The following is a 23,012-nucleotide window of genomic DNA, read 5'->3' as shown; positions in this document are numbered from 1 at the left end:
TCTGGGGATTCATCGGTGGGGGACGGGCGCGGCGACGTCGAAGGGCGTCAGCAGGGGCCCATCACGCGCTCACTCGTACATCGGGTTTTGGAAGAACATGACAAAGACATTACCCGTTCCCCCCGGCCCCGCACGCCACCCAGAACCCGTCGGAGCCCGCCCTCCACCCGGCCTCCCACTCCTTGGGGAGCCCCTGCGGCAGCGTCGAGAACCCACGACTCCTCGACCCCCGGCACGACGCGAATGCCGTGGGCCCGTCACGGTCCCGAGCCCGGCCCCCCACTCGTGGTCAGGCGGGCGAGGCGGCCCGCGCGGCGTGGTGTGTGTACAGTCGGCTCGCCCCTGCGCCGGACTGACGTCAGGGCGTGCGAGCCCGGCGACCGGTGAGGTGGAGTGATGACGAGCACATGTAGCGAATCAGAAGGAGCCGGAGTGTCGGCCGCGCCCGCCCCGGGATCGGACGACGCGAAGCAGCGGATGCGGCGCCGCCTCGAAAGACTGATCGGCATCGCCGCCACCGAGGGCAACTCCCTGGTCGTGCTGCGCAACGGGGACGAGATCTTCGCCGGGATGCTCGCCGCGATCAGCGCCGCCGAGCACACCGTCGACATGATGACGTTCGTGTACTGGCGCGGAGAGATAGCCCGCCGCTTCGCCGAGGCCTTGGCCGACCGGGCCCGTAGCGGTGTCCGGGTGCGCCTGCTGCTGGACGGCTTCGGCAGCCGGCTGATCGAACAGGACCTGCTGAAGATGATGGAGGACGCCGGGGCGGAGGTGACCTGGTTCCGCAAGCCGCTCCAGCTCTCCCCGCTCAAGCAGAACCACCGCTGTCACCGCAAGGTGCTGGTGGTCGACGAGGAGACGGCCTTCACCGGTGGCGTCGGCATCGCCGAGGAATGGTGCGGCAACGCACGGAACGCCGACGAATGGCGCGACACCCACGTCCAGGTGCGCGGTCCGGCCGTGGACGGGATCGCCGCGGCCTTCGCCCAGAACTGGGCCGAGTGCCACGACACCCTCTTCGACGACCGGGACCGCTTCACCGAGCACACCCCGTGCGGCGACGCGGTCGTCCAGGTGGTCCGCGGTTCGGCCAGTTTCGGCTGGCAGGACATGCAGACGCTGATGCGCGTCGCCATCGAGTCCGCCCAGCACCGGTTCCGCCTCGCCACCGCCTACTTCGCCCCCGACGCCTACTTCATCGAACTCCTCTGCGCCGCCGCCCGCCGCGGAGTCGAGGTGGAGATCCTGCTGCCCGGCCCCCACACCGACAAGCGCGTCTGCCAGCTGGCCGGTCAGCACTTCTACGCCGACCTCCTCGCCGCCGGAGTCAAGATCTTCCAGTACCAGCCGACGATGATGCACGCCAAGGTCATCACCGTCGACCGGATCGCCGCGCTGACCGGCTCCACCAACTTCAACCGCCGTTCCCTGGACCACGACGAGGAAGTCATGCTCGCGGTCCTGGACGAGACGTTCACGGCCACCCTCGACGGCCACTTCGACGAGGACCTCCAGGCCAGCGTCCGCATCGACGAGGCCCGCTGGAGCCGTCGCACCCCGGCCCAACGACTGCGCGAACTCGCCGTCACCCCCATCCGCCGCTTCCTCTGACGCCCACGGCGTTTCCTCGGGGCGGACGGTGCGGGGGAGCGGTCTCAGGGGACGAGTGCCGCGCGCAGGCGGGCCAGCGTCAGGCGGGCGGCGGGGGAGCGCAGGTCCGGGCGGATGGCGAGGCCGAGGCAGGCGTGCGTCGCCGCGTCGGTGATGGGCAGGGGGCGCATGCCCTCGTCGGCCCCCGAGGACGGACTCAGGACCGCGACCCCGGCCCCTCGTCGGGCCAGCCCCAGCAGCGTCAGTGGGGAACTGGCCTCGACGTCCACCCGCGGTTCGATCCCCGCCCGCAGGCACGAGCGTTCGTACGCCTCGCGGATGCCCGTGCCGTGCGGTAGGCAGAGCACCTTCTCCTCCTGGACGTCGGCGAGCCGCACCGGTGTCCGGCCGAGCCGGTGCCCCTCGGGCACCACCACGGCGATCGGCTCGTCGATGATGACGTTGACGTCCAACTCGGGCTCGGGCCGCCCGGCGAACGCGATCAGGGCGAGGTCGAGGGAGCGTGCGAGCACCTGGGACCGCAGGGCGCGGGAGTCGCCCTCGTGCAAGCTGAGGACGATGCCGGGGTGGGCGCTGCCGAGCTCGGCGACGGCGTCCAGGAAGCCGGGGATCGAGCAGCCCGTGATCATGCCCAGGCGCACCCGTCCCCGAGCGGCCTGGGCGAATGCGGCCGCCGTGTGTTCGATGCTGTCGAGCGTCGTCAGGGCCTCCCGGGCGAGTGGCAGCACCGCTTCGCCCGCGGCCGTCAGCCGTACCCTTCGCCCCGAGCGCTCCAGCAGCTGCTGCCCCAACTCCTTTTCGAGCTTACCGACTTGGGTGCTGATGCCCGACTGGCTGACATGCAGTCGCGCCGCCGCGGCCGTGAACGTGCCCTCGTCCACCACCGCGGCGAGGTACCGGAGCTGATGGATTTCCATAAGCAGTGATGATACTGCACATCGCAACCATCTATTGGACGGATGGGACGGGGTCCACCAGCATGGACGCATGACGACTCCGGCACAGCTTTCCGAGACGTACTTCTCCGCGTGGCAGGCGGGCGACTTCGACACCTTGCGCGCGATCCTGGCCGACGACGTCGAATTCGTCGGCACGCTCGGCCGCGCCTCCGGCGTCGAGGACTGCCTCGGCGGCCTGCGCGGCCTGCGCCGGATCCTGGAACGGATCGAGGTGCACGCCCGGGTGGCGAACGACACGGACGTGATCACCTGGTTCGACCTGCACACCGGGGGTGCGCAGCCCACCCCGACGGCGAACTGGAGCCACGTGGAGAACGGGAAGATCAGCAGGATCCGGGTCACCTTCGACCCGCGGGAGCTGCTCGCGACACTCGAACGGTGACCGACCGCCGCCGGGCGGGCGGCGCCCTCAGGGACTCGGTGGCGGGGCCGGTGGTGGGGCCGGTGGTGGGGCCATCGCCCAGCGGATGACCTTCGTCAGCGCGTGGCCGCTCGGGCGCACGCAGAACCGCTCGGCGCGGGGGGCGTGGGGCAGGTCGAGGGGGAGGCGGGCCCAGAGCGGCAGCAAGGAGACCGCGTTCACGGCCAGGAGGGCGTACGGCGCTCTGACCGGCCAGGGCAGCGGGGGCTCGCGCAGGATGAAACGCGCCGCGTCCCGGGCCTCGGGGGTGGCCCGCAGCTCGGACCGGTACGCCGTCAGGCGGGCGGCGAGCTCCGCCCGGTCGCGCGGGGGATCCGGTACGCCGAGCGCGCGGGCGACGCGCGCCGTGTCGGCGAGGTAGCCGTCGCAGTCCTCCGCCGTCAAGGGGTGGGCGCCGAAGCGCTGGTGGGCGCGGAGGAAGCTGTCCACCTCCGCCACGTGCACCCACCCCAGGAGGTGCGGATCGGCGGCGTGGTACGGCTCGCCGGAGGACGTCGTCCCGCGCACGCGTTCGTGCACGGCCCGCACCCGCGCAACGGCCTCCTCGGCGTCGCGGGCGGTGCCGTACGTGGTGACGGCCAGGAAGGTACTGGTGCGCTGGAGGCGGCCCCAGGGGTCGCCGCGGAAACCCGAGTGGGCGGCGACGGCGGCCATCGCGAGCGGGTGCAGCGACTGGAGGAGCAGCGCGCTCAGCCCCCCGATGAACATCGAGGCGTCGCCGTGGACGGTACGGATGGGCCGTTCGGGCCCGAACCAGCGCGGTCCGGGAGTGCCGTGGATGCGGGCACGGGTGGCGGGGCCGGAGGGGCCGGCCACCCGACCGAAGAGGCCCGCGCCGATCCGCTCCCGCAGGTTGCGGACCGGGGACACGGACGCGTTCATGCCCCCATGGTGCCTCCACACCCGCACCCCGCGCGGAGACATGCCAGTGATCCGCGACGAGGAACCCGGGCGCGGAGCGCGGAGAGGAAAACCGGCGGACCGTTTCCTGTTCCGTGAGACATAGACTGTCTCACTGCCGAACAGCCGAAAATCCATCTCGGCCGAAGTGCATATTCGCCGGGTCCGTAGCTACGGCGTCGGCGCCGCAACGACAGCCGCCGACCGCCTGACGGCGCCGCGCCGCGCCGCGAGGGCCCGCCGGGCCCGGGCCGTCCCGGCCGTCGGCGCTACTCCTCGCGCCTGGCGATCAGCCGGTACGCGTTCGTCAGCCGTAGCCGGCCCGCCAGTGGGCCCGCGGCCACCCGGTCCAGCAAGGTCGCCGCCAGCAGCAGCGGCACCCCGGCGAGCAGCACGGCCGTACGCAGCACCCGCCGCCCGGCCCCGGGCGGCGGGGACAGCCACGGGAGGTCCTCGCGCGGGGCGACCGAGTCCAGCGCCACCCACGCGGCGGCCACCAGGTCGACCGGGTCGTGCGCCTCGGCGTGTTCCTCGGCCAGGACCGTGAAGCCGGTCTCCGTCAGCCGCCGGCGCAGGCCCGCCACCGGCATGAGGTGCAGGTGTTGTGGCTGCAACCAGGGCAACCACCAACGGCCCAACAGTCGCGCGAACCTACTCTCGGGATCCGGCACGTCGATGACCAGCAGACCACCCGGCCGCAACACGGCGCGGGCGGCGTCCAGTTCGCGCTGCGGGACGTCGCAGTGCTCCAAGTAGTGGAACATGCTCACCACGTCGTACGAGCCGGGCAGCCGATCGGCCAGCTCGGGGAACGACCCCCTGCGCCCCAGGCGCACCCGACCGGCCCGTTCGGCGAGTTCCGCGCCGTCGGAGCGGTCGAGCCCGTCGAACGTCACCGCGGGGAGCACGGCGCGGGCGCTCTCGCAGAAGTGGCCGTGTCCGGTGCCGACGTCCAACCACTCGGCGGGCCCCACGAGGTGCCTCCGTACGGACAGCGCCCGGGACCGGTAGGAGCCGCCGCGGCCGCCGAACACGCCGCCGAGCCGCTCCTCGCCGAGGCCGTCGTAGAAGTCGCGGTAGTAGAAGGCGAGTCCGCGCTCGTTCAGCCGCGGGTTCTGGAACAGGTGCCCGCAGTCGTGGCAGCGGTCGAGGGCGAAGTCACCCGGCTTGTGCTGGAACAGGTCGGTGGTGCGCAGGTGCCCACCGAGCCGCGCCGAGCCGCACCAGGGGCACCGGTGGGCGCGCGGCGCGAAGAACACCTCGGTGCCGTCGGCCAGTTCCTTGCGGTAGGCGGCGCGCAGCTCGGCCACCCGGAGCGTACGGGCCTTGCGGGATGCGGCGCTCATGTCTCGTCCTTCCGACCGTCGGCGAGTCGTTCCAGGTGGCGGGCGGCGGCCGGGGCGCCCCCGGCGCCGCGGAAGGCCCGCGCGATGGTCCGGGCCGCCTCCCGGGGGCCCGGGTCCCGCAGGACGGTGTCGACGGCCGCTCCGATGGCGTCGGCCCCGGCCCGCGCGAAGCGGATCCGTACGCCCGCCCCGGCGTCGGCCACCTGTCCGGCGATCACCGGTTGGTCGTCGCGGATGGGCGCGACCACCAACGGGACGCCGTGCCACAGGGCCTCGCACACGGTGTTGTGCCCCGCGTGGCAGACGACGGCGTCGGCGCGGTCCAGCAGCTCCAGTTGGGGGACCACCGGCAGGACGATGACGTCCCGGTCCGCGGGATCCGCACCCGACCCCGATCCGGCCCCCGCCCCCGCCCCGAGCGTGCCCTTCGGGTCGACGACGACGGCCTGCACCCGGTCGGCCCGGGCCCGCAACGCCTCGGCCGACCGCGCCAGGAACCGGGCCCCCGCATCGGTGTTCGCCGTCCCCAAGGTGACCAGGACCAGCGAGCGCCCAGGATCGAGCCGCTCCCAGGGGAAGGGGGCGGACGGGCGGGCGGTCAGCGACGGGCCGACCCAGCGCACCCGGTCGCCGCCCCGCACGGCCCGCCCCGCCAGCTCCGGCGTGCTGAAGGCGAGCACGAGGTGCGGGGAGAAGCGGGGGTCGCCGCTCCCCGCCGGATCACCGATCCGGGAGCGCAGGTCACGCAGCAGGGTTTCGTTCCAGGCGGCGACCCGGGGCATGGTCGCCAGGACGTCCGTGAACTCCGCCGACGTCGTCGCCGAGGTCGCCCACGGCAGCCGCAGGTCCTCGGCGACGAGGGCGCCGGCCAGCGCCTGTTGATCGGCGACGACCACGTCCGGCCGGAAGGCCGCGACCGCCTGCCGCACCCCCGGCGCCATCGCCTCGGCGAGCGGTACGAGGAAGCCCTCCCACAGGAACCGCAAGGCCTCCGGCCCCCGGATGTCCGCGGGCCGGGCGACGGGCGGCTCCCCTCGCTGCCAGCGACCCGCGCCGGGGGGCGGGCAGGGATGGACGACCGCGTCCGGGCCCGCGAGGCGGCGTACGAGCGCGGGCTCGCCCGCCCACGCCACCCGGTGGCCCCGGGACACGAGGGCGGCGGCGACCCCGACGGCCGGGTTGACGTGCCCGACCAGCGGCGGCACCACGAACAGGAAGCGGCTCACCGGGCACGCACCCCGGGACCGACGGCCGGCCGGGAGTGCCGGCCGACCCAGTCCAGCACGAGGTCCCGTACCCGGCCGGGCGCCTCCACAAGGACCGAGTGCCGGTGGCCGGGTAGCAACTCGGTCGCGCAGTGCGGGAGCAGCGACCGCATGCGGGGTGCCTGCGCGGCGAGGTCGGAATCGGCTCCGTACACGGCGAGGACCGGGCAACGGATCGCCCGGATGTCGTCGTCGTCCAGTACCGCGCTCGCCGGGATGTCCCGGGCGAGGGTGGTGTCGCGCACGAGCCGTCCGGCGGACTTCGCCAACCGGGCGGTGTGGCCGCCGTGGTGGGTGGCGATCCAGTCGAGGGCAGCGTCCTCGTTCACGTCCATCTCGTGGCGGACCCGCTCCAGCAGCCCGGCCAGCTTGACCGCCCAGGCCGCGGTGGCGGGTTCCGACTCGATCACCACCATGCCGGCGACCCGCTCCGGCCGGCGCAGGGCCTGGCCGAACGCGACGGTCCCCCCGTACGAGTTGCCCACCAGGTGCACCGGGGTCCGTATGTCGAGCCGGTCCAGGAGCGCGTCCAGGTCGTCGACGAACGTCCCCAGGGTGTACCCGCGCCGCGGCCGGCCGCTGCGGCCGTGGCCGCGGTGGTCGTACATCACGACGTCCAGACCGGCCGCGGCGAACGCCGGGGCGACGGTGAAGTAGTAGCTGGCCAGGCTGTCGGTGAGCAGGCCGTGGAGCAGTACGACGGTGGCGGCCGGGGTCGGCCCGGTGCCGGTGGGGCGGGCGGGCAGGCGCTGGACGTGCAGCCGGACGTCACCGGTGTCGACGATCGCCATGGCTCAGTCCCGTCCCGCGGCCTTCAGGCACAGGCAGACGTACTCGACGAGCCGGCCCACGCTCAGTTCGATGATCTCCTCCAGCTCCATGGAGGCCACGAACTCGGCGAAGTTGACCAGACGGCCGTAGCGGTCCTCCAGGAGGCCGGCGAGGGTGACCAGGTCGATGCTCTCCAGTTCGAGGTCGCGGCCGAACCTGGTCTCCATCCCGATCTCGGTGTCGTCGAGTCCGTACTCCCCGAGGACCTGTTCGATCATGCCCGTCAGGTCGGCGAGGACCGACGCCTCGTCGGCGCGCACGGCGTCCCCGGGCGAGGGGACCACGGGCACGGGCGGGGAATCGGCGCGCACGCCGTCGGCGGGCCAGGGGTCGGCGGGCGCGGGGTCGACGGGCGCGGGGGCGCCGGGCCGGGTGGTGGTCACGTCTGGTTCCCTTCGTTGCGGATGGTGCCCGCCGCCGGCTGGTCCGGTTCCGGGCCGGTGGTCCAGGCCACGACGTACGCCCGGGTCGGCAACCCGGGTGGGTTCGCGACCCGCTCGCAACTCACCCCGTACGTCCGGGCGGGCGCGGGCGGTCCGGCCGGTGGGCCCGGTCGGCGCACGGTCACGGTCAGCCGGTCCGCCCGCGCGGCCGTCACCGCGAAATCGCGGGGCCGGCCGGCCAGGCCGGTGCCCTCGGCCTTGGCGACGGCCTCCTTCGCGGCCCAGAACCGGGTGAACCACACGGCCGGTGAGTCCTCGCCGCCGGCGGTCACGGTCGCCAACAGCTCCCGTTCGGCCGACGAGAGCGCGGTGGCGACGGTCGCCTCGGCGGGCTCGGAGATCTCCTCGATGTCGATGCCGGGGCCACCCCGGACGTCACCGTCGCGGGGCCCGGCGCCGCCCGCCCGGGGCCGGGCGAGGGCGACGCCCGCCTCGGCGCGGTGCGCGATCGACACGTCCAGCGGCGGAAGCTCCCGGCCGTGGCGCCCGGTGACGTACGGCCGACCCGACTCCTCGTTGCGGACGAGCAACTCGGCGGGGTAGACGGGCCCCTCGCCACCCTCCCAGAGCAGTCGGCGCACCGCGTCCTTGGCGGCGATCCGGCCCAGCAGCCACTGCCGACGACCCCGGGGCGGCCGCCGCGCGTACGTCGTGCGTTCCGGGCCGCCCAGCGCGTTGCGCATGATCAGCTCCCGGGAGGCGAGGTCCGGCCAGCGTTCGTACACCAGCGACCAGCCGCCGGGCCTCGCGGCGGAGAGGGTGTTGCGGTCCGGGAACCGTTCGACCGGTCGGGTGGTGGGATCGTTGTCGAAGCGGCGGTCCTGCCAGCCGGAGAGCCGGGCCCACACCCGGCCGGAGACGGTGAGCACCGCGTCCGCTTCGAGCACCGCGTCCGTCAGGGACACGATCCGGATCACGCACTCCACCGGTGTGCCGGGGGCCGGGTGCGGGCCGAAGAAGCGCATCTCCCGCATCCGTACCGGGAAGACCACGGTGCGCTCGGTGTGCGTGGCCATGATCCAGTAGCCGAGGACCTGCCCCACGTTGTCCAGCAGCGCGCCGGGCGCCGACGGGGTGGTCAACGTGGCGCGCACGTGCCGGTCGCCGATCGCGGACAGCCGGCTCATGCCCCGGTACGCCGGGCCGTGGAACATCCACCGCTCGCGGTAGACCTGCGCGGCGGTGTGCGCGGGCACCCGCTCGGAGCCGGGGTCGGGAGGCAGCGGCGCGGCGGGTGCCGGGGCGTGGCGCTCGGCGAGCTCCACCACGGCGCGGGCGTCGGGGCCGAACGACACGGCGACCCGGTCCGGACCCCGCGGGGTCACGGTGACGGGGACGTCGACGGGGTCGGCGGCCGTCAGCCAGCGGTCGAAGCAGGCGTCGTGCACCGCCACCGCCACGTGCCCCGGCGCCGAGCGCTCGGCCGCCGCCATCAGGTGGGCGACGATCGTGGTGGCGGGCACCACGGGCCACCGGTCGGCGACGTCGGGCCAGCCTGCGCGCTGCGGGAAGAAGCAGTGGTCGAGCAGGTACGGCATGCCGTCCACGCCGATCCGGACGGTCTCCTGCCGGACGCGCGCCTCCGCGGCCCGCGCCTCCGCGGCCCGCGGCGGCGGTGGGTCCGCGGCCACCGCGCGTCGGGGTGCGGGGCCCGCCGAGCCGGTGGGTCGCGGCGCCGGCGGGCGGCGCGGCGCGGGAGCCCGCCCCGCCGCGGCGGCGATCAGGGTCGCGGCCGTCCGCGCGGTCTCGTCCAGCAGGGCCGACAGTTCGGCCGCCACCGGTGAGGCGGACGCGGCCGACCCGAGGACGGCGACCGGATCACGGGTCAGTGCCGCCACGAGCGCGGGATCGGGCGGCAGGTCCACCAGCGCCGCGCCCAGGTCGAGACGGACGCCCCGCCGGGCCGGCCCGCCCGAGGGCGCGGAGCCGGCCGGCACCGACAGCCGTCCCGTACCGTCGTCGAGCCCGCCCCCGGGCCCGTCCCGCACCCGGGGGTCGGTCTCCGCCCCGGCGGTCCACAGCGCGGTGGCCACCCGCCGGAGCTGCGCCAGGCCGCTGCGGTGCGGGGAGTTGGCGGCGACGACCAAGTGGTCGCGCCCGGCCAGGGTGTCACCCACGAGGGAGCCGAGCTGCCCCGGACCGGCCTGCACGAAGGCGCGGAAACCGGCCGCGTACAGGGCCTCCGTCAGCGCGCGGAAACGCACCGGTTCGAGGAGGTGCCGGACGAACAGGGCGCGGACGGCGGCCTCCTCGGCGGGGAAGGGGGCCGCCGTGGTCCCCGACCAGACGGGGACGTGCGGGGCCCGCAGCCGCATCCGGTCGGCGGCCTCCCGGAACGGCGCCAGGCACGGTTCGAACATCGGGGTGTGGAAACCGGACCGGAAAGGCAGTACGCGCACGAGCACCCCCTCGGCACGCAGTCCGACCGCGAACGCCTCCACGGCCTCCGGAGGCCCGCACACCATCGACTGGTTCGGGGCGTTGTCGTGGGAGAGGACGACGGACGGGTGCCCGCCGCCGGCCAGCACCCGGGCCACCCGGTCGGCGTGGGCGCCCACGGCGGCGTACGCGAGGTCGGCGGCCCGCACCGCCTCCGGGTCGAGGGCCGCCATGAAGGCGTCCACGGCCGCCTCCTCGTACAGTCCGCCGACGACCATCGCGGTCCATTCGCCGACGCTGTGCCCGGCGACCGCGTCGGGGACGACGCCGATGCGGCGCAGGGCCGTGTCGAGCAACCGGCCGACGGCCACGACACCGAGCCCGTGCCGGCCGAGCCCGCCGGTCCCCTCGTCGGGGAGCGGCGGCCGGGGCAGCCCGAAGTGGTCGGCGACGTCGTCCACCCGGGGCGCGAACTCCCCTTCCAGCCCCGGGAACAGGAACGCGGTCCGGCCCCCCCGCGCGCCGCCCAGGAGCGGACGCGGGCTGAAGAAGACATCGCTGCGCCCCTGCCACGCCTCGCCCTTGGCGACCACCCGCCGGGCCAGCGCGAGCCGCTTGGGCGTGGGACCGACGATGCCCAGCCGTACGGGCCCGCCGACGCCCGGCGACGAAACCGGGTCGGGGGCGTCCAACAGGGCGGCGAGCGCCTCCGGCGTCCGCGCGCCCAGCAGCAGCACCCGTTCGCTCTCCTCGACCACCACCCGGCGGGTCGCCGGGGCGGGCCGGGACGCGGCCGCGCGGGAGGGGTGGTCGCGACCGACGGGGGCCTGTTCGAGGACGACGTGCGCGTTGATGCCCCCGAACCCGAACGCGTTCACGGCGGCGCGGCGCGGCCGGCCGGGCCCGCTCGTCCAGGGCTCCGCCTCGGCCAGCGGACGGAACCGGGTGGCGGCCAGCGCCGGGTGCGGGTCCTCGCAGTGCAGGGTGGGCAACAGCGTGCCGTGGTGGACGGCGAGGGCGGCCTTCACCAGGCCGGCCACCCCGGCCGCGGGCATGGCGTGCCCGATCATCGACTTCACCGAGCCGATCACCGGCCGGTCCGCCGGACCCGCCCCGGACGCCGGCGCCGGCCCGAACACGTCCAACAGGGTCGCCAGTTCGGCTGCGTCACCGGCCGGAGTGGCCGTGCCGTGGGCCTCCAACAGCCCGAGGGACCCGGGCTCGGCGGGATCGAGGCCCGCCGCCCGCCACGCGGCCCGCACCGCCCGGCTCTGCCCGGCGGGATCGGGATTGACCAACCCGGACGCACGGCCGTCGCTGCTGACCCCGGTGCCCCGGATCACGGCGTACACCCGGTCGCCGTCGCGCTCGGCGTCGGCGAGGCGCTTGAGCACCACCACGCCGGTCCCCTCACCGATGAGGATGCCGTCGGCGCCCCGGTGGAAGGGCCGGATGCGCTCGCTGGGGGAGAGGGCGCGCAACTGTGAGAAGACGCTCCACAACGTGATGTCGTGGCAGTGGTGCACGCCCCCGGCCAACATCACGTCGCAGCGTCCCGAAGCCAGCGCGGACACCGCCTGGTCCACCGCGAGCAGCGACGAGGCGCACGCGGCGTCGACGGTGTACGCCGGGCCGCGCAGATCGAGCCGGTTCGCGACCCGGGACGCGGCGAGGTTGGGCACCAGACCGATCGCGTCCTCCGGCCGATCGGGCCCGAGCCGCTCGGTGAACGCCGCCCGGACGCGCTCCAGTTGCTCCGCGTCCAGACCCGGCACGAGGTCCCCGAGGGTCCGGACGAGCTGGCGCGCCGTACGGACGCGCTGGTCGAGCCGGACCAACCCCGGCGTGAGGTAGCCGCCGCGCCCCAGCACGATCCCGACCCGGTCGCGGTCGGGCAGCCGCCGCGCGCCGCCCGCGTCCGCGAGGGCGCTCGCCGCGACGTGCAGGGCGATCAGCTGGTCCGGTTCGGTACCGGGCACCGAATGCGGCACGATCCCGAACCGGGTCACGTCCACCTCCGCGACGGCGTCGACGAAGCCGCCGCGCCGGCAGTACACCCGGTCGGCCGCGGCCGGCTCCGAAGCGCTGCCCGGGTGGTAGTAGTCGCGGTCCCAACGCCCCGCGGGCACCTCACCGATCACGTCGACGCCGGCCCTCAGGTTGTGCCAGTACGTCGCCAGGTCGGGCGCACCCGGCAACATCACCGCCATGCCCGTGATCGCGACGGGGGCGTGGGCGGCGCCCTCGTGGGAAGGGAGGGTCATCTCACCACTCCGAGGCGGTGTGGACGACCGCGCGGACGCTCTCCTCGCCCCAGGCGAGCTCCCGCAGCAGGGCCAGGGCGCCTTCCTCGGGGTCGATGAGCGCGATCCCGCGCTGCGCGTAGTGCCGCGCCAACTCGGGGCCGACCATGCCGGTGTGGTCCTCGGACGGAGCCCACGGCCCCCAGTGGACGGTCAGCGCGCGGCCCCCGGTCCGTGCGGCCCAGGCGGAACCGAGCGCCTCCAACGCGTCGTTGGCCGCCGCGTAGTCCGCCTGACCCCGGTTTCCGAGGACGGCGGCGATACTGCCGAACAGCACCACGAACGCGGGCCGCCCGGGCAACTGGTCCACGGCGGCGAGCAGCGCCGCGGCGCTCTCGGTCTTGGTGCCGAAGACCCGCTCGAACGAGGCGACGGACTTCTCCTCCATCAACCGGTCCTCGATGACCCCGGCGGCGTGCACCACCCCGTCGACGCGCCCGTACTCGGCGTGGATCTCCTTGACCGCCTGCAGCACGGCGGGCGCCTCCCGGCAGTCCACCCTGCGGTAGCGGGCCCGACCACCCGCCGCGTGCAGCGCGTCCAACGTCGCCGTCACCTCGCGCCGGGCCAGGACCAGGTCGGCGGCGCGGTCGACCTCGGCGGGAGCGCCGTAGCGGCCCGTGCCCGCGAGCACGGCCCGCAGGGCCGCCCGGTCGGCGGCGCCGGCGGTCTGCGGATCCTCGGGCCCCTCAGGCGCCGGAGTGCGGCCGAGGAGCTCGATCCGGCACCGGGAGGCGGTCGCGAGGGCGACCGCGCACCGCGCGGTGATCCCCCGGGCACCGCCGACGAGGACCACGACGCTCTCCCGGTCCAGACCCAGGGCCGCCACCTCGGCCGCGCCCTCCCCGGCCGGCCCCGCTCCCGTGCTGCCCAGGGCGCCCAGCGGCGCGGCGGTCAGCTCCGTCGTGAACCGGCCGGTCGCGGTGCGCAGCACCACGGGCGCGGCGTCGTCCGCGAGGAGTTCGGCCACCAGCGCGTCCGCCGCGCCGACCGGTGACGCGGCGGCGCCCAGGTCCAACCCGACGCCGCGCACGCCCACGGCCGGGTATTCCCGGGCCGCGGACCGCACCAGGCCGTCCACCCCGGCGCCCCGGATCCCGGGCACCGCGTGGGCGAGGAGCAGCCGGCGGGGCCCGCCGCGCAGGAGGTCCCGCACCAGCGGGAAAGCGGCCGGCAGGAACGGTGCGCCGTCCTCCCCGAGGGCCGCCAGCACGACGACGCCGTCCACCGGCCCGTTCGCTTCGTCCGGAACCTGCTCGGCCGCGAGCACCACCGGCTCGGCGCCGAGCGCGGCCAGCCGGGCGGACAGCTCCGCCGCCAGCCCGCGGAAGGCGCCGGTGCCGTCGCCGACGAGGGCGTACCGTGCTCCGGCGAGCGCGGCCCGTCCTGGGCCGGGCTCCGGCTCGGGCAGCGGGACCGGCAGCATCCGGAACCGGCGGGGGGCGGCGACCAGGAGCGGCCCGGCCGCCGTCGGCGCCTCGTGAGACGCCGGTACCGGCTCCGGCTCCGGCGTCGGCGGTTCCGGCTCCGGCGTCGCCGGTGCCGCCGTCGCCGCGACGTCGGAGGGGGCGACGACCCGGGTGGCCAACCAGTGCGCGATCGCCGAGGCGGTCCGGGCGCGGGTCAGTTCCTCCAACTCCGAGTCGTCCAGGGCGAGCGCGGCGGACCCGTCGAGAGCGCCGCCCAGGCGCCGGGCCAGCTCACCGGCGATCTCGGCGCGCTTGATGGAGTCGACACTGAGGTCGGCCTCCAGATCGAGGTCGGGCTCCACCATGTCCAGGGGGTAGCCCGTGCGCTCGCTGATGAGCTCCATCACCGTCCGCAGCACCCCCTCCTCGGTGAGCGCCCCGGACCCCTCGGAGCCGGCCGCGACCCCCGCCGGGACCACCTCCACCACGGCCGGCGTCGGCGGTACGGACCCGGCGTCCGGCACGGCGTACGCCGTGGGGGCCGCCGGGAGCTGCGGCGATGCGTGCGGCACCGCGTGCTGCACCGCCTGTGGCGCCGTCCCGCCCACCAGGGTTCCCGCCTCCGGGGCGGTCCCGAAGTAGGCGAGCAGCACGTCGCGTTGCGCCGCGATCATGTCCCGACTGGTCCGGAGGAACTCGGCGACGAGGGCGTCGGCCGTACCGGGCGCCGGCTGACCGGGGTTCGTTGTCACGGGGATCTCCACGACTCGTCGGGCGGGCGCGAGGGCGCCGGGGAGGGTGTCGCCGGCGGCGGTGCGTACGAGGTGTCCGTCCACCGTCCAGCCGGGCCGGCGCGGTGCGGCCGTCCGGTCGATGTCGACGGCGTCCCGGCCCCGGAACATCCAGTCCGTGACCACCGGCAGTCCGGCGACGGCGAGCCGGGCGAGCGCCTCCAGCAGGTCCGGGAGGCCGCTGCCGGGCCGGGGCTCGCAGGCGACGACGCGGTGCGGGCGCTCGCCGAGGATGTCGGCGACGAGTCGGGTCAGGACCCGGCCGGGACCCACCTCCACGAAGGTGCGCGCACCCGCCTCGTACATCGCCTCGATCTGTGCCACGAAGCGCACCGGGGAGCCGATCTGCGCGGCGAGTTCGTCGCGCACGGCCTCGGCGCCGGCCTCGTACGGGCGGGCGGTACGGTTCGCCCAGACCGGGAACTCCGGCTCATGGAGCGGTTGTTGCTGGAGCACCTGGCGGAATGCGGGGCCGGCGGAGGCGAGCAGCGGGCTGTGGAAGGCGCACGCGACCGGCAACCGCTTCGCGCCGAGACCGGCGTCGCGCAGCGACCGCAGCGCCGCGTCGAGGGCGTCGGTGGGGCCCGAAAGGACGCTCTGCCGGGGGGCGTTGTGGTTCGCGAGGACGAGTCCCTCCGGCAACCGCGGGCCGAGGACCCGCTCGATCTCCTCGGGTGTGGCCGCGACGGCGGCCATGGCGCCGGGATCGTCACCGGCCGCGCCGAGCACGGCGGCCGCGCGGGCCGCGCTGAGGTCGGGCAGGGCGTCGGCGTCGATGACGCCCGCGGCGCACAGGGCGACGAGCTCGCCGTAGCTGTGACCGGCGGCCAGGTCGGGGCGGACACCGGCCCGGGTGAGGACGTCGTACACGGCCAGTTCCACGATGCCGAGGGCCGGTTGGGCGGCCCGGGTGTCGGTCAGCGCCAACCGCGCCCGCTCCCGCCCGGCGTCGTCGAACGAGGCCGGCGGGTGCAGGGCGGCGGGGACGTGCCCGCCGCCACCCGTGTCCAGCAGCCGGCCGAGTTCCGGAAAGGTGGTGAACAAGTGCGCCGACATGCCGGGGCGTTGGCTGCCCTGACCCGGGAACAGGAACGCCGTGCGGCCGGGGTCCTCGCCCGCCCGCTCCGCGAGGTGGACCTCCGGCGACGGCCGACCGGCGGCGCCCACCGGAAGGCCTGCCGCGTCCGGGGCGGCGGTCGCGTCGGACGGCGCGTCGCCCGGGGCGTCGGACGGCTCGTCGTCGAGCGCGTCGAGGGCGTCGAGCGCGGCCCCGAGCCGCCGGCGCAGATCGGCCGTGTCGTGCGCGACGAAGGCGGCCCGTACGGGTCCCTGGGCGCGGGCGGCGCGGTGCGAGGCGGTGGCGGCCAGGTCACGCAGCCGCCACGGAGCCGTCCCGGCGTCGACGGCGACGACGAGGTCGAGCAACTCGGCGACCGCGCGGCGGGCCCCGTCCGCGGTGGTGCCCCGGAAGGTGAACAGCTCCGCCGGCCAGAGGTCCCGTGAGTGGACCGGCGGCGGCCCGTCGCCGCCGTGCGCGGCGAGCACGACGTGGAAGTTGGTGCCGCCGAAGCCGAAGGCGCTCAACCCCGCGAGCCGCCGCTCGGCCGGGCCGGGCCACGGCAGCGCCTCCCGGTGGAAGACGAACGGGCTCCCGCCCTCCTTCCAACCCGGGACCGGCCGCTCCAGGTGCAGCGTGGGCGGCCGGACACCGGTGTGCAGGGCGAGGGTGGTCTTGATCAGCCCGGCCAGCCCCGCGGCGCACTTGGTGTGCCCGATCTGCGACTTCACCGACCCCAGGACGCACGTGCCGCTCACCGCGCCCGCTTCGGCGAACACCTCGGTGAGCACGCCCAGTTCGGTACGGTCGCCCACCACGGTGCCGGTGCCGTGCGCCTCCACCAGGGCGACCTGCGCGGGCGAGACCCCCGCGTTGCGGTAGGCGCGCTCCAGCGCCGCGCGCTGCCCCTCCGGACGGGGCGCCGTCAGCCCGAGCGAGCGGCCGTCGCTGGAACTGCCGACGCCCTTGATGACCCCGTACACCCGGTCACCGTCGCGCTCGGCGTCCGCGAGCCGCTTGAGGACCACGCAGGCGACGCCCTCCCCGAGGACGATGCCGTCCGCGCCGGCGTCGAACGGACGTGACCTGCCGGTGGGCGAGAGCGCGTGCACGGAGGTGAACAGGGCGTAGTCGTTGATGCCGTTGTGCAGGTCGGCGCCCCCGCACAGCATCAGGTCGCTGGTGCCCAGCACCAGTTCCTTGCAGGCGGCGTCGACGGCGGCCAGCGAGGAGGCGCAGGCCGCGTCGACGGTGTAGTTGGCGCCGCGCAGGTCGAGGCGGTTGGCCACCCGTCCGGAGATGACGTTGGCGAGCATGCCGGGGAAGGTGTCCTCGGTGAACCGCGGCAACTGCTCGTCGAGTTCGGCGGGGACGTGTCCGTAGTAGGAGGGGAGCACCGCCCGCAGGGTGGTGGCGTTCGACAGGTCGCTGCCCGCCTCGGCGCCGAAGACGACACCCGTCCGCGTGCGGTCGAAGGTCCGGCCCGCCTCCCCGTACCCGGCGTCCTCCAGGGCGCGCCGGGCCGATTCGAGGGCCAGGAGCTGTACGGGCTCGATGTTGCCCAGCGAGGCCGGCGGGATGCCGTAGCGGAGCGGGTCGAAGGGGATCCGGGGCAGGAAACCGCCCCACTTCGAGGCGCTCGCGGCTCCCGGTTCGGGGGAGTGGTGCACGGCCGGGTCCCAGCGCTCCGGGGGGACTTCGGTGACGGCGTCCCGGCCGTCCAGCACCAGGGCCCAGAAGGCGGCCAGGTCCGGCGCCTGCGGGAACATGCAGGCCATGCCCACGATCGCCACGTCCAGCGGTGCGGGTACGGACTCGGCGGCGGCGGTCTCCGCGCCGGCCGGGCGGTCGGCGCGGAGTGCGGTGGAACGCCGGCCGAGGAAGGCGGCGGCCCCGTCGGTGACGGAGGCGTGCAGCGCGGCGACGGTGGTGGTCGTGTCGCGCAGCGCCGCCACCTCACCGGCCATGAACATGCCCTCGGCGTACTGGCGTTCCTCGTCCACCGGCGTCAGGACCCCGTCGGCGTCGCGTGCGACGCCCTTGCTGGCGATGCGCAGCCGGCCGACGTTGAGCCGCTCCAGGCGCTCCCAGATCTCGCGTCCGGGCACTCCCTCGGCGCGCAACCGGGCCTCCACGTCGCGGAAGCCGTCGCTGAACGGGCTGGGCACGCACCGGGTGGCGTGCCCGGGGGCGGTGCGCAGCAGCGCGGTCCGCTCCGCGGCGAGGACCTGCCGTTGGAAGAGGGGGCGTACGGCCCCGCAGGCGACGGCTTCCTCGGTGAACAGGTAGGCGGTGCCCATCAGGACACCCACCGCGCAGCCGCGAGCGGCGAGCGGGGCGGCCAGTGCGGCGACCATGGCCGCCGAGCGGGAGTCGTGGACGCCGCCGGCGAGGAACACCTCGATACCCGCCGCATCGCCCTGGCCCTGCTCCCCGGCCCCGTTCCGGTCCATCCAGTCGCCGATCACGGCGAGTTGGGCCTCCCAGAGCGGGAAGCTGTTGCGCGGCCCGACGTGGCCGCCGCATTCGGCGCCCTCGAAGACGAACCGCCGGGCGCCCTGCTCCAGGTACTGGCGCAGCAGCCCGGGGGAGGGCACGTGGAGGAAGGCCTTGATGCCGTCGGCGTCCAGCGCCCGTGCCTGCGAGGGTCGGCCCCCGGCGATGATGACGTGGGTGGGCCGGTGGGCGCGTACGGCCTCCAACTGGGCGGTACGGGTCTCCTCGGGGGCGAACCCCAGGACGCCGACCCCCCAGGGCCGGCCGGCCAGCGCGGCGCCCGCCTCGGCGAGCAGGGCATGGGCCTGGTCGCGTCCGGCGAGGGCCAGGGCCAGGAAGGGCAGGGCTCCGTCGTCGGCGACGGCCAGGGCGAAGTCCGTACCGTCGCTGACCCGGGTCATGGGGCCCTGGGCGATCGGCAGAGGGGTGCCCAGGGCCCGGCTCATGGGCGATCCGGGCAGCAGGACGTCCGCCGCGGCGTCCCCCTCAACGGCGGCCGACACCGCTTCGGACACGGCGCGTACGGCGCCCGCCGCGTCGCCGAAACGGTCCGCGAAACGGGCCGCAAGGAAACCGTCCTGGCCCACGGGCAGCAGCCGCGTGTCCGGGTCCCGGCCGCCGAGGAGAGCCGCCAACCGCCCCGGTTCGTCGGGTAGTTCGTCCACGGTCCGGGACCCGGGGGTGCGGCGGTGCAGGAATCGGTGGCCGGCCAGGACGCTGGTCTCGGAGCCGTCCATCCCCCGCAGCACGGCGGCGACGGATTCGGGAACCGCCGACTCGGCCAGGAGCGCGAGTTGGGTGTCGAGCACCACGCCCGCGGCCCCGCCCACCACGGCGGCGGCGGCCGTACCCGGCGCCATGCCGCCACAGGCCCAGACCGGTGGACCGTCGGGGCCGACCATCCGGAGCAGCTGTTGGAGCAGGACGAAGGTGCCGAGCTCGCCGATGCGGCCCCCGCACTCGCTGCCGCGCGCGATCAGACCGTGAACACCCCCGGCCAGCGCGGCCCGGGCCTCGTCCGCGCCGGTCACCTCGGCCAGGACGCGCACGCCGGACGGCAGCGCCTCGGGACGCCACGGCGCGCCGACGCCGAGCACGACCGTGTGGGGCGGCGCGCCGTCGCGGGCGAGGGCGTCGAGGGGTAATCGGCAGTGCGGACCGACGCGGACCCCGTGCCGGCCGGGCAGCCACCCGCGCAGGTCACCCCACTCCTTGCGGGCCGCGCGGTCCCCGCTCCCGAGATCCAGCACGCCGAGCCCCCCGCCGCGCGTCACCGCGGCCGCCAACCGCGCGTCGGGCTCACCGAAAGGAGTCAATCCAATGACCAGGTCCAGGACGTGCTCTGCCGACGTCATAATTCTCCGAATGTGCGATGCATTACCCGGGGGGAAATTTCGGTCAAACGAAAGCGCCGAAGGAAGGCATGGGGTCGCGCGCGCCCGCAACAGGAATTCGGGCAGTTCGGTGGACGTAGCGAAAGTAGCGGCAAGTTACTGAAGGGTCAACGCTGCGGCCCTGATCCGCAGGGGGCTCCAGGTCGCGGGCCCGCCCCCGCAACGCGTCCCATTCCGGAAATCGACGGTGCGCGTGTCATGCGACAGCAGGAATCAAAGGCGTGAATTCAACGGGCATCCGACTCGGGCACGACGCCGAAAGTACTGGTCAGTAGGGCTTTCGTCCGAGCATGATCGCATGTCGCCGTTCCGGACACCTGTCCGATTACCGTTCCCCGCCGGCCCGGGCCCGACCGCACACCGTCCGACACGGCGCCGCGCCGCCGGAGCCGGCGGGCATTGGAAGGGGGGAGCCGGGGCAGGAGGGACCCATGACCTCCTCCGCTGTCCCCGCCACACCTGACGAAGACCCGGCGTGCTACGTCGGCCTCGCATCGGCGGAAGCCGAACGCCGAGCCCGCCTGAACGGCTGGTCGCCGCTGCGCCTCCTCCCGCCGGGCTCGCTGGTGACCCTGGAGTACCTGGAAGGGCGCCTCAACTTCGAGGTCGAGGACGGTAGGGTGCGGCGCGCCTGGAAGGGCTGACGGGGCAGACGCCGGCCCGGCCGAGGGCCGCCCGCGCTCCGGTCGGGTTCGAGTCGCCTTCCGTCACCGTTCAGTCGAGGTCCAGGTCGGCGTGCACCATGTCGTGGTCCGAGTACCGGCTGGGGTGCACGCGCTGAGCCTGCGCGGTGACGTCCCGCAGGAAGACGTAGTCGAACTTGCTGCGCCAGTCGGTGGTCGGCTCGCACCCCTGGTCCGGCGACGGGTGGCACCGGAGGTCGGCGTCCGAGGCGAGCGCCCACATCCCGCCGAGTTCGGGGGCGTCCGGCACGGCGTTGAAGTCACCGAGGACGATCGCGCGGTCGTACCGGGCGACCTCCGCGGCGAGCACGCCGATCTGGTCCGCCCGGACCGCTTCCTGTCGCCGCTGGGCGAGGTGGGTGTTGAAGACGCGGACGGCCCGACCGTCCACGGTGGTGGTGACCGCCATGTACCCACGGTCCTCGGAGCCGCCGTCGGGGTATTCCGCTTGCTTGTGATCCGTCATCGGCGCCGCGGAAAGAATCGCCTGACCGAAGGCACCCGGGCTCCACGGCAATCCCCCGCAACGGTTCCGGTTCTGCAGAACCATGCCGTACTCGACGTGGTAGTCGAGCCCGTGGAAGTTCCGCAGGTACTGCCGGATCTTCTCGACGTCACGCACGCACGCCTCCTGCAGGCCGATGACCTGAGGCGCGTACGTGGCGATCTCCGCCGCCCGGCCCAGGTTGTGCCCCACCCGACCGCACGGGTTGCAGATGTTCCACGTGACCACGCGGTGCGGTACGACGTCCTCGGCGGCGTGGGCGGGCAGCGGCCCGGCGACGAGGGCGCTGCTCGGCGCACTGGGCCCCAGCAGCACCGCGCACACCGCGGCCATGGCGCCCGCGACCCACCACCGCATACCGGTTCCCCTCACCACGACCTCCTCGGCACGGATGCGCGCGGCGTCACCGGTGCCGGGCATCTCGTGAGCCGAGGGTAGGGGACGGGTCGCCGCCGACGCGTGCCCGCCCGGGGGTGAGGCGCACGCGCGCGACGGCCGCCGGGCACGTACTCCCGTGCCTCCGGTCCCCGCACCGGAACTGAGCGGCCGTCATACAACCGATCGTCCTGGTTCCGCGTCCTCCTCACAGAACCGTTCCTCTTCCTCCCGGCTCCCGGGACCCCACCTACCTGCAAGGACCCTTCATGGCGCGCTCGCTCGACGGCCTCACCTTCGCCCCCACCGCCGACCAGGCTCCCGGGCAGGTCGGCCGGCAGACCCTGTTCGCGTACCACGAGAGCGACGGACAGGTCTGGGCCGAGTACGCCGGCGGCGACGTGGTGCGGGGCCACCTGGTCGGCACCCGGGCCGGCGACGGCATCGACTTCCGTTACGTCCAGCTCCGCACCGACGGTACGACCGCCTCCGGGCACTGCGTCTCCCTCGTCACGGAGCTTCCCGACGGCCGCCTGCGGCTGGAGGAGACGTGGACGTGGGAGTCCCGGCCGGGAAGCGGCACCAGCACGGTCGAACAGCTCGGGTCCGGCAGCGGGCGGGGCGGGACCCAGGACAGCGGCTGACCGGCAGCGGAACGCGACGGGCCCCCGCGGGCCCGTCGCCGCCCCGAACCGCGGCCTGCCGGCCGGGGCGGCGGCCGATATCCTGAGGTCCTCGCTCGGGGCTCTCCCCACGAAGGACAACGCGATGAACGGGCAGACCAACCGGTATCGGTGCCTCGTGTTCCTCGCGGCTCCGCTCCTCGCCTCCTCCGTCGTCCTCACCCCCGCCCCGGCGGCTTCGGGCAGCACGGTGGCGCAGCCGGGAGCCGCGCCCGTGGCGCCCGCCTGCCAACTCCTGCCGAACGGCAACGGCGGGACGGGCGGCGCACCCTCCTACAAGCTCCACCTCGGCGGATTCCCCGCGAACCAGGCGGTGCGGGTGGAGGGGCCGAAGACGTCCCTGCAGGTCAAGGTGAACGGCAAGGGCGTACTGGACCGGCAGGGTCTGCGTCACGGCGCGTACAGCGTGAGCTACAAGGCCGCCGGATCCCAGCAGGCCAAGCGCGTCACCTGCGCCACACCGCCGGCGCAGAAACCGGGCGGCGGCACGAAGGACGTACGGGTCATCCACGTCGAGGTGGTCATCCTGACGCCGGCCGGAAGCGTCATCGACTGCGCCAAGGGCACCACGGCCGAGTTCGACGGCAAGATCACGGCCACCGGAACCGGCAAGGTCCGCTACTACTGGACGTTCGCCTCCAGCTCCACCCCGGTCTCCCCGGGCTCCGTCGACTTCGCCCCGCCCACCACCGGCCACGCCCTGTTGCACGTGGTCCAGGTGCCGCCCCGGCCGAACGCCACGACGGTGAGCACCTTCGTCACCCTGCACCTGCCGGACCAGAAGATGAGCGCGCGGAGCGGACAGGTGACCTTCACCTGCGACAAGAAGTGACCGCGCGCGGCGGTGCTACTGGCTGGTGAGCCGGCCGCCTCCCCGCTCACGGCCCCCGCGGTCTGTCCGGCCATCAGTCACACGGGTGCCACGCGCAGCACGGTGGACGCCGCCCGGCGCGCGCGGGAAGCCGGGGCCGAGGCGGCGCTGCGCCGCTCGGCGGCCGACGTCACCGTCGACCACTCGTACTGACGGGGCCGAGGGCGGGGCGGGGGCTCCCCACCGGAGGGCCAACAACAAAGGCAAGGAGGGGATACGCACTCCTTGCCACTCTCAAGTTATAGCGCGCAGGGGGGCTTGCGGCAAGGCCCCCGGGATGCAGCAAA

General features: G+C 74.9%; 14 protein-coding genes. 5 read left to right on the top strand and 9 right to left on the bottom strand.

Annotation, left to right across the window (positions count from 1 at the left end):
• Window positions 1–477 precede the first annotated feature (477 nt).
• Window positions 478–1,614, top strand: coding sequence for a phospholipase D-like domain-containing protein (locus ACZ4XJ_RS00930; protein WP_362875672.1), 1,137 nt, complete (start codon window positions 478–480; stop codon window positions 1,612–1,614).
• A 44-nt stretch (window positions 1,615–1,658) separates the two neighbouring features.
• Here ACZ4XJ_RS00930 and ACZ4XJ_RS00925 read toward each other — a convergent pair whose 3' ends face one another.
• Window positions 1,659–2,531: a LysR family transcriptional regulator gene (locus ACZ4XJ_RS00925; RefSeq protein ID WP_468494824.1), complete on the bottom strand. Its 873-nt coding sequence runs from the start codon at window positions 2,529–2,531 to the stop codon at window positions 1,659–1,661.
• A gap of 70 nt (window positions 2,532–2,601) precedes the next feature.
• On the opposite strand from ACZ4XJ_RS00925, the gene ACZ4XJ_RS00920 reads away from it, so the two are divergent.
• Window positions 2,602–2,955, top strand: coding sequence for a nuclear transport factor 2 family protein (locus tag ACZ4XJ_RS00920; RefSeq protein ID WP_362875519.1), 354 nt, complete (start codon window positions 2,602–2,604; stop codon window positions 2,953–2,955).
• A gap of 27 nt (window positions 2,956–2,982) precedes the next feature.
• Here ACZ4XJ_RS00920 and ACZ4XJ_RS00915 read toward each other — a convergent pair whose 3' ends face one another.
• The 7 genes from ACZ4XJ_RS00915 to ACZ4XJ_RS00885 all read right to left on the bottom strand — a co-directional run bounded on the left by ACZ4XJ_RS00915 (window position 2,983) and on the right by ACZ4XJ_RS00885 (window position 19,569).
• Window positions 2,983–3,876 carry an oxygenase MpaB family protein gene (locus ACZ4XJ_RS00915; RefSeq protein WP_468494823.1) on the bottom strand — a complete coding sequence of 298 codons (894 nt, stop codon included), beginning with the start codon at window positions 3,874–3,876 and terminating at the stop codon, window positions 2,983–2,985.
• Window positions 3,877–4,163: 287 nt separating this feature from the next.
• Window positions 4,164–5,240: a class I SAM-dependent methyltransferase gene (locus ACZ4XJ_RS00910; protein WP_468494822.1), complete on the bottom strand. Its 1,077-nt coding sequence runs from the start codon at window positions 5,238–5,240 to the stop codon at window positions 4,164–4,166.
• Window positions 5,237–6,466, bottom strand: a complete 1,230-nt coding sequence (locus ACZ4XJ_RS00905; RefSeq protein ID WP_468494821.1) for a glycosyltransferase — start codon at window positions 6,464–6,466, stop codon at window positions 5,237–5,239. Before ACZ4XJ_RS00905 ends, ACZ4XJ_RS00910 begins: the two co-directional genes overlap by 4 nt.
• Window positions 6,463–7,296, bottom strand: coding sequence for an alpha/beta fold hydrolase (locus ACZ4XJ_RS00900; protein WP_362875515.1), 834 nt, complete (start codon window positions 7,294–7,296; stop codon window positions 6,463–6,465). The genes ACZ4XJ_RS00905 and ACZ4XJ_RS00900 overlap by 4 nt, the downstream gene beginning before the upstream one ends.
• Before the next feature lie 3 nt (window positions 7,297–7,299).
• The gene (locus ACZ4XJ_RS00895) at window positions 7,300–7,554 is read right to left on the bottom strand and encodes an acyl carrier protein (RefSeq protein WP_281204746.1); all 255 of its coding nucleotides are present in this window, start codon (window positions 7,552–7,554) and stop codon (window positions 7,300–7,302) included.
• 161 nt (window positions 7,555–7,715) lie between these two features.
• Window positions 7,716–12,422: a beta-ketoacyl synthase N-terminal-like domain-containing protein gene (locus ACZ4XJ_RS00890; protein WP_468494820.1), complete on the bottom strand. Its 4,707-nt coding sequence runs from the start codon at window positions 12,420–12,422 to the stop codon at window positions 7,716–7,718.
• Between the two features lies 1 nt (window position 12,423).
• Entirely contained in the window at window positions 12,424–19,569 is a 7,146-nt protein-coding gene (locus ACZ4XJ_RS00885; RefSeq protein WP_468494819.1) for an SDR family NAD(P)-dependent oxidoreductase, read from the bottom strand.
• A 470-nt stretch (window positions 19,570–20,039) separates the two neighbouring features.
• Here ACZ4XJ_RS00885 and ACZ4XJ_RS00880 point away from each other — a divergent pair, with 470 nt between their 5' ends.
• Entirely contained in the window at window positions 20,040–20,252 is a 213-nt protein-coding gene (locus tag ACZ4XJ_RS00880; RefSeq protein ID WP_362875512.1) for an I78 family peptidase inhibitor, read from the top strand.
• A 70-nt stretch (window positions 20,253–20,322) separates the two neighbouring features.
• Here ACZ4XJ_RS00880 and ACZ4XJ_RS00875 read toward each other — a convergent pair whose 3' ends face one another.
• Window positions 20,323–21,216 (bottom strand): endonuclease/exonuclease/phosphatase family protein, encoded by an 894-nt coding sequence (locus ACZ4XJ_RS00875; RefSeq protein ID WP_468494818.1) that lies wholly within the window; start codon window positions 21,214–21,216, stop codon window positions 20,323–20,325.
• A gap of 224 nt (window positions 21,217–21,440) precedes the next feature.
• Here ACZ4XJ_RS00875 and ACZ4XJ_RS00870 point away from each other — a divergent pair, with 224 nt between their 5' ends.
• Both ACZ4XJ_RS00870 and ACZ4XJ_RS00865 read left to right on the top strand, forming a co-directional pair.
• On the top strand, window positions 21,441–21,815 hold the full coding sequence (locus ACZ4XJ_RS00870; RefSeq protein ID WP_362875511.1) for an avidin-fold protein: 375 nt from the start codon (window positions 21,441–21,443) through the stop codon (window positions 21,813–21,815).
• Window positions 21,816–21,939: 124 nt separating this feature from the next.
• Window positions 21,940–22,686, top strand: a complete 747-nt coding sequence (locus tag ACZ4XJ_RS00865) for a hypothetical protein (protein WP_468494817.1) — start codon at window positions 21,940–21,942, stop codon at window positions 22,684–22,686.
• Window positions 22,687–23,012: the final 326 nt, after the last annotated feature.

This window comes from Streptomyces sp. NPDC029836 (assembly GCF_055574495.1).
This window is presented reverse-complemented; position numbering and strand designations above follow the sequence as displayed.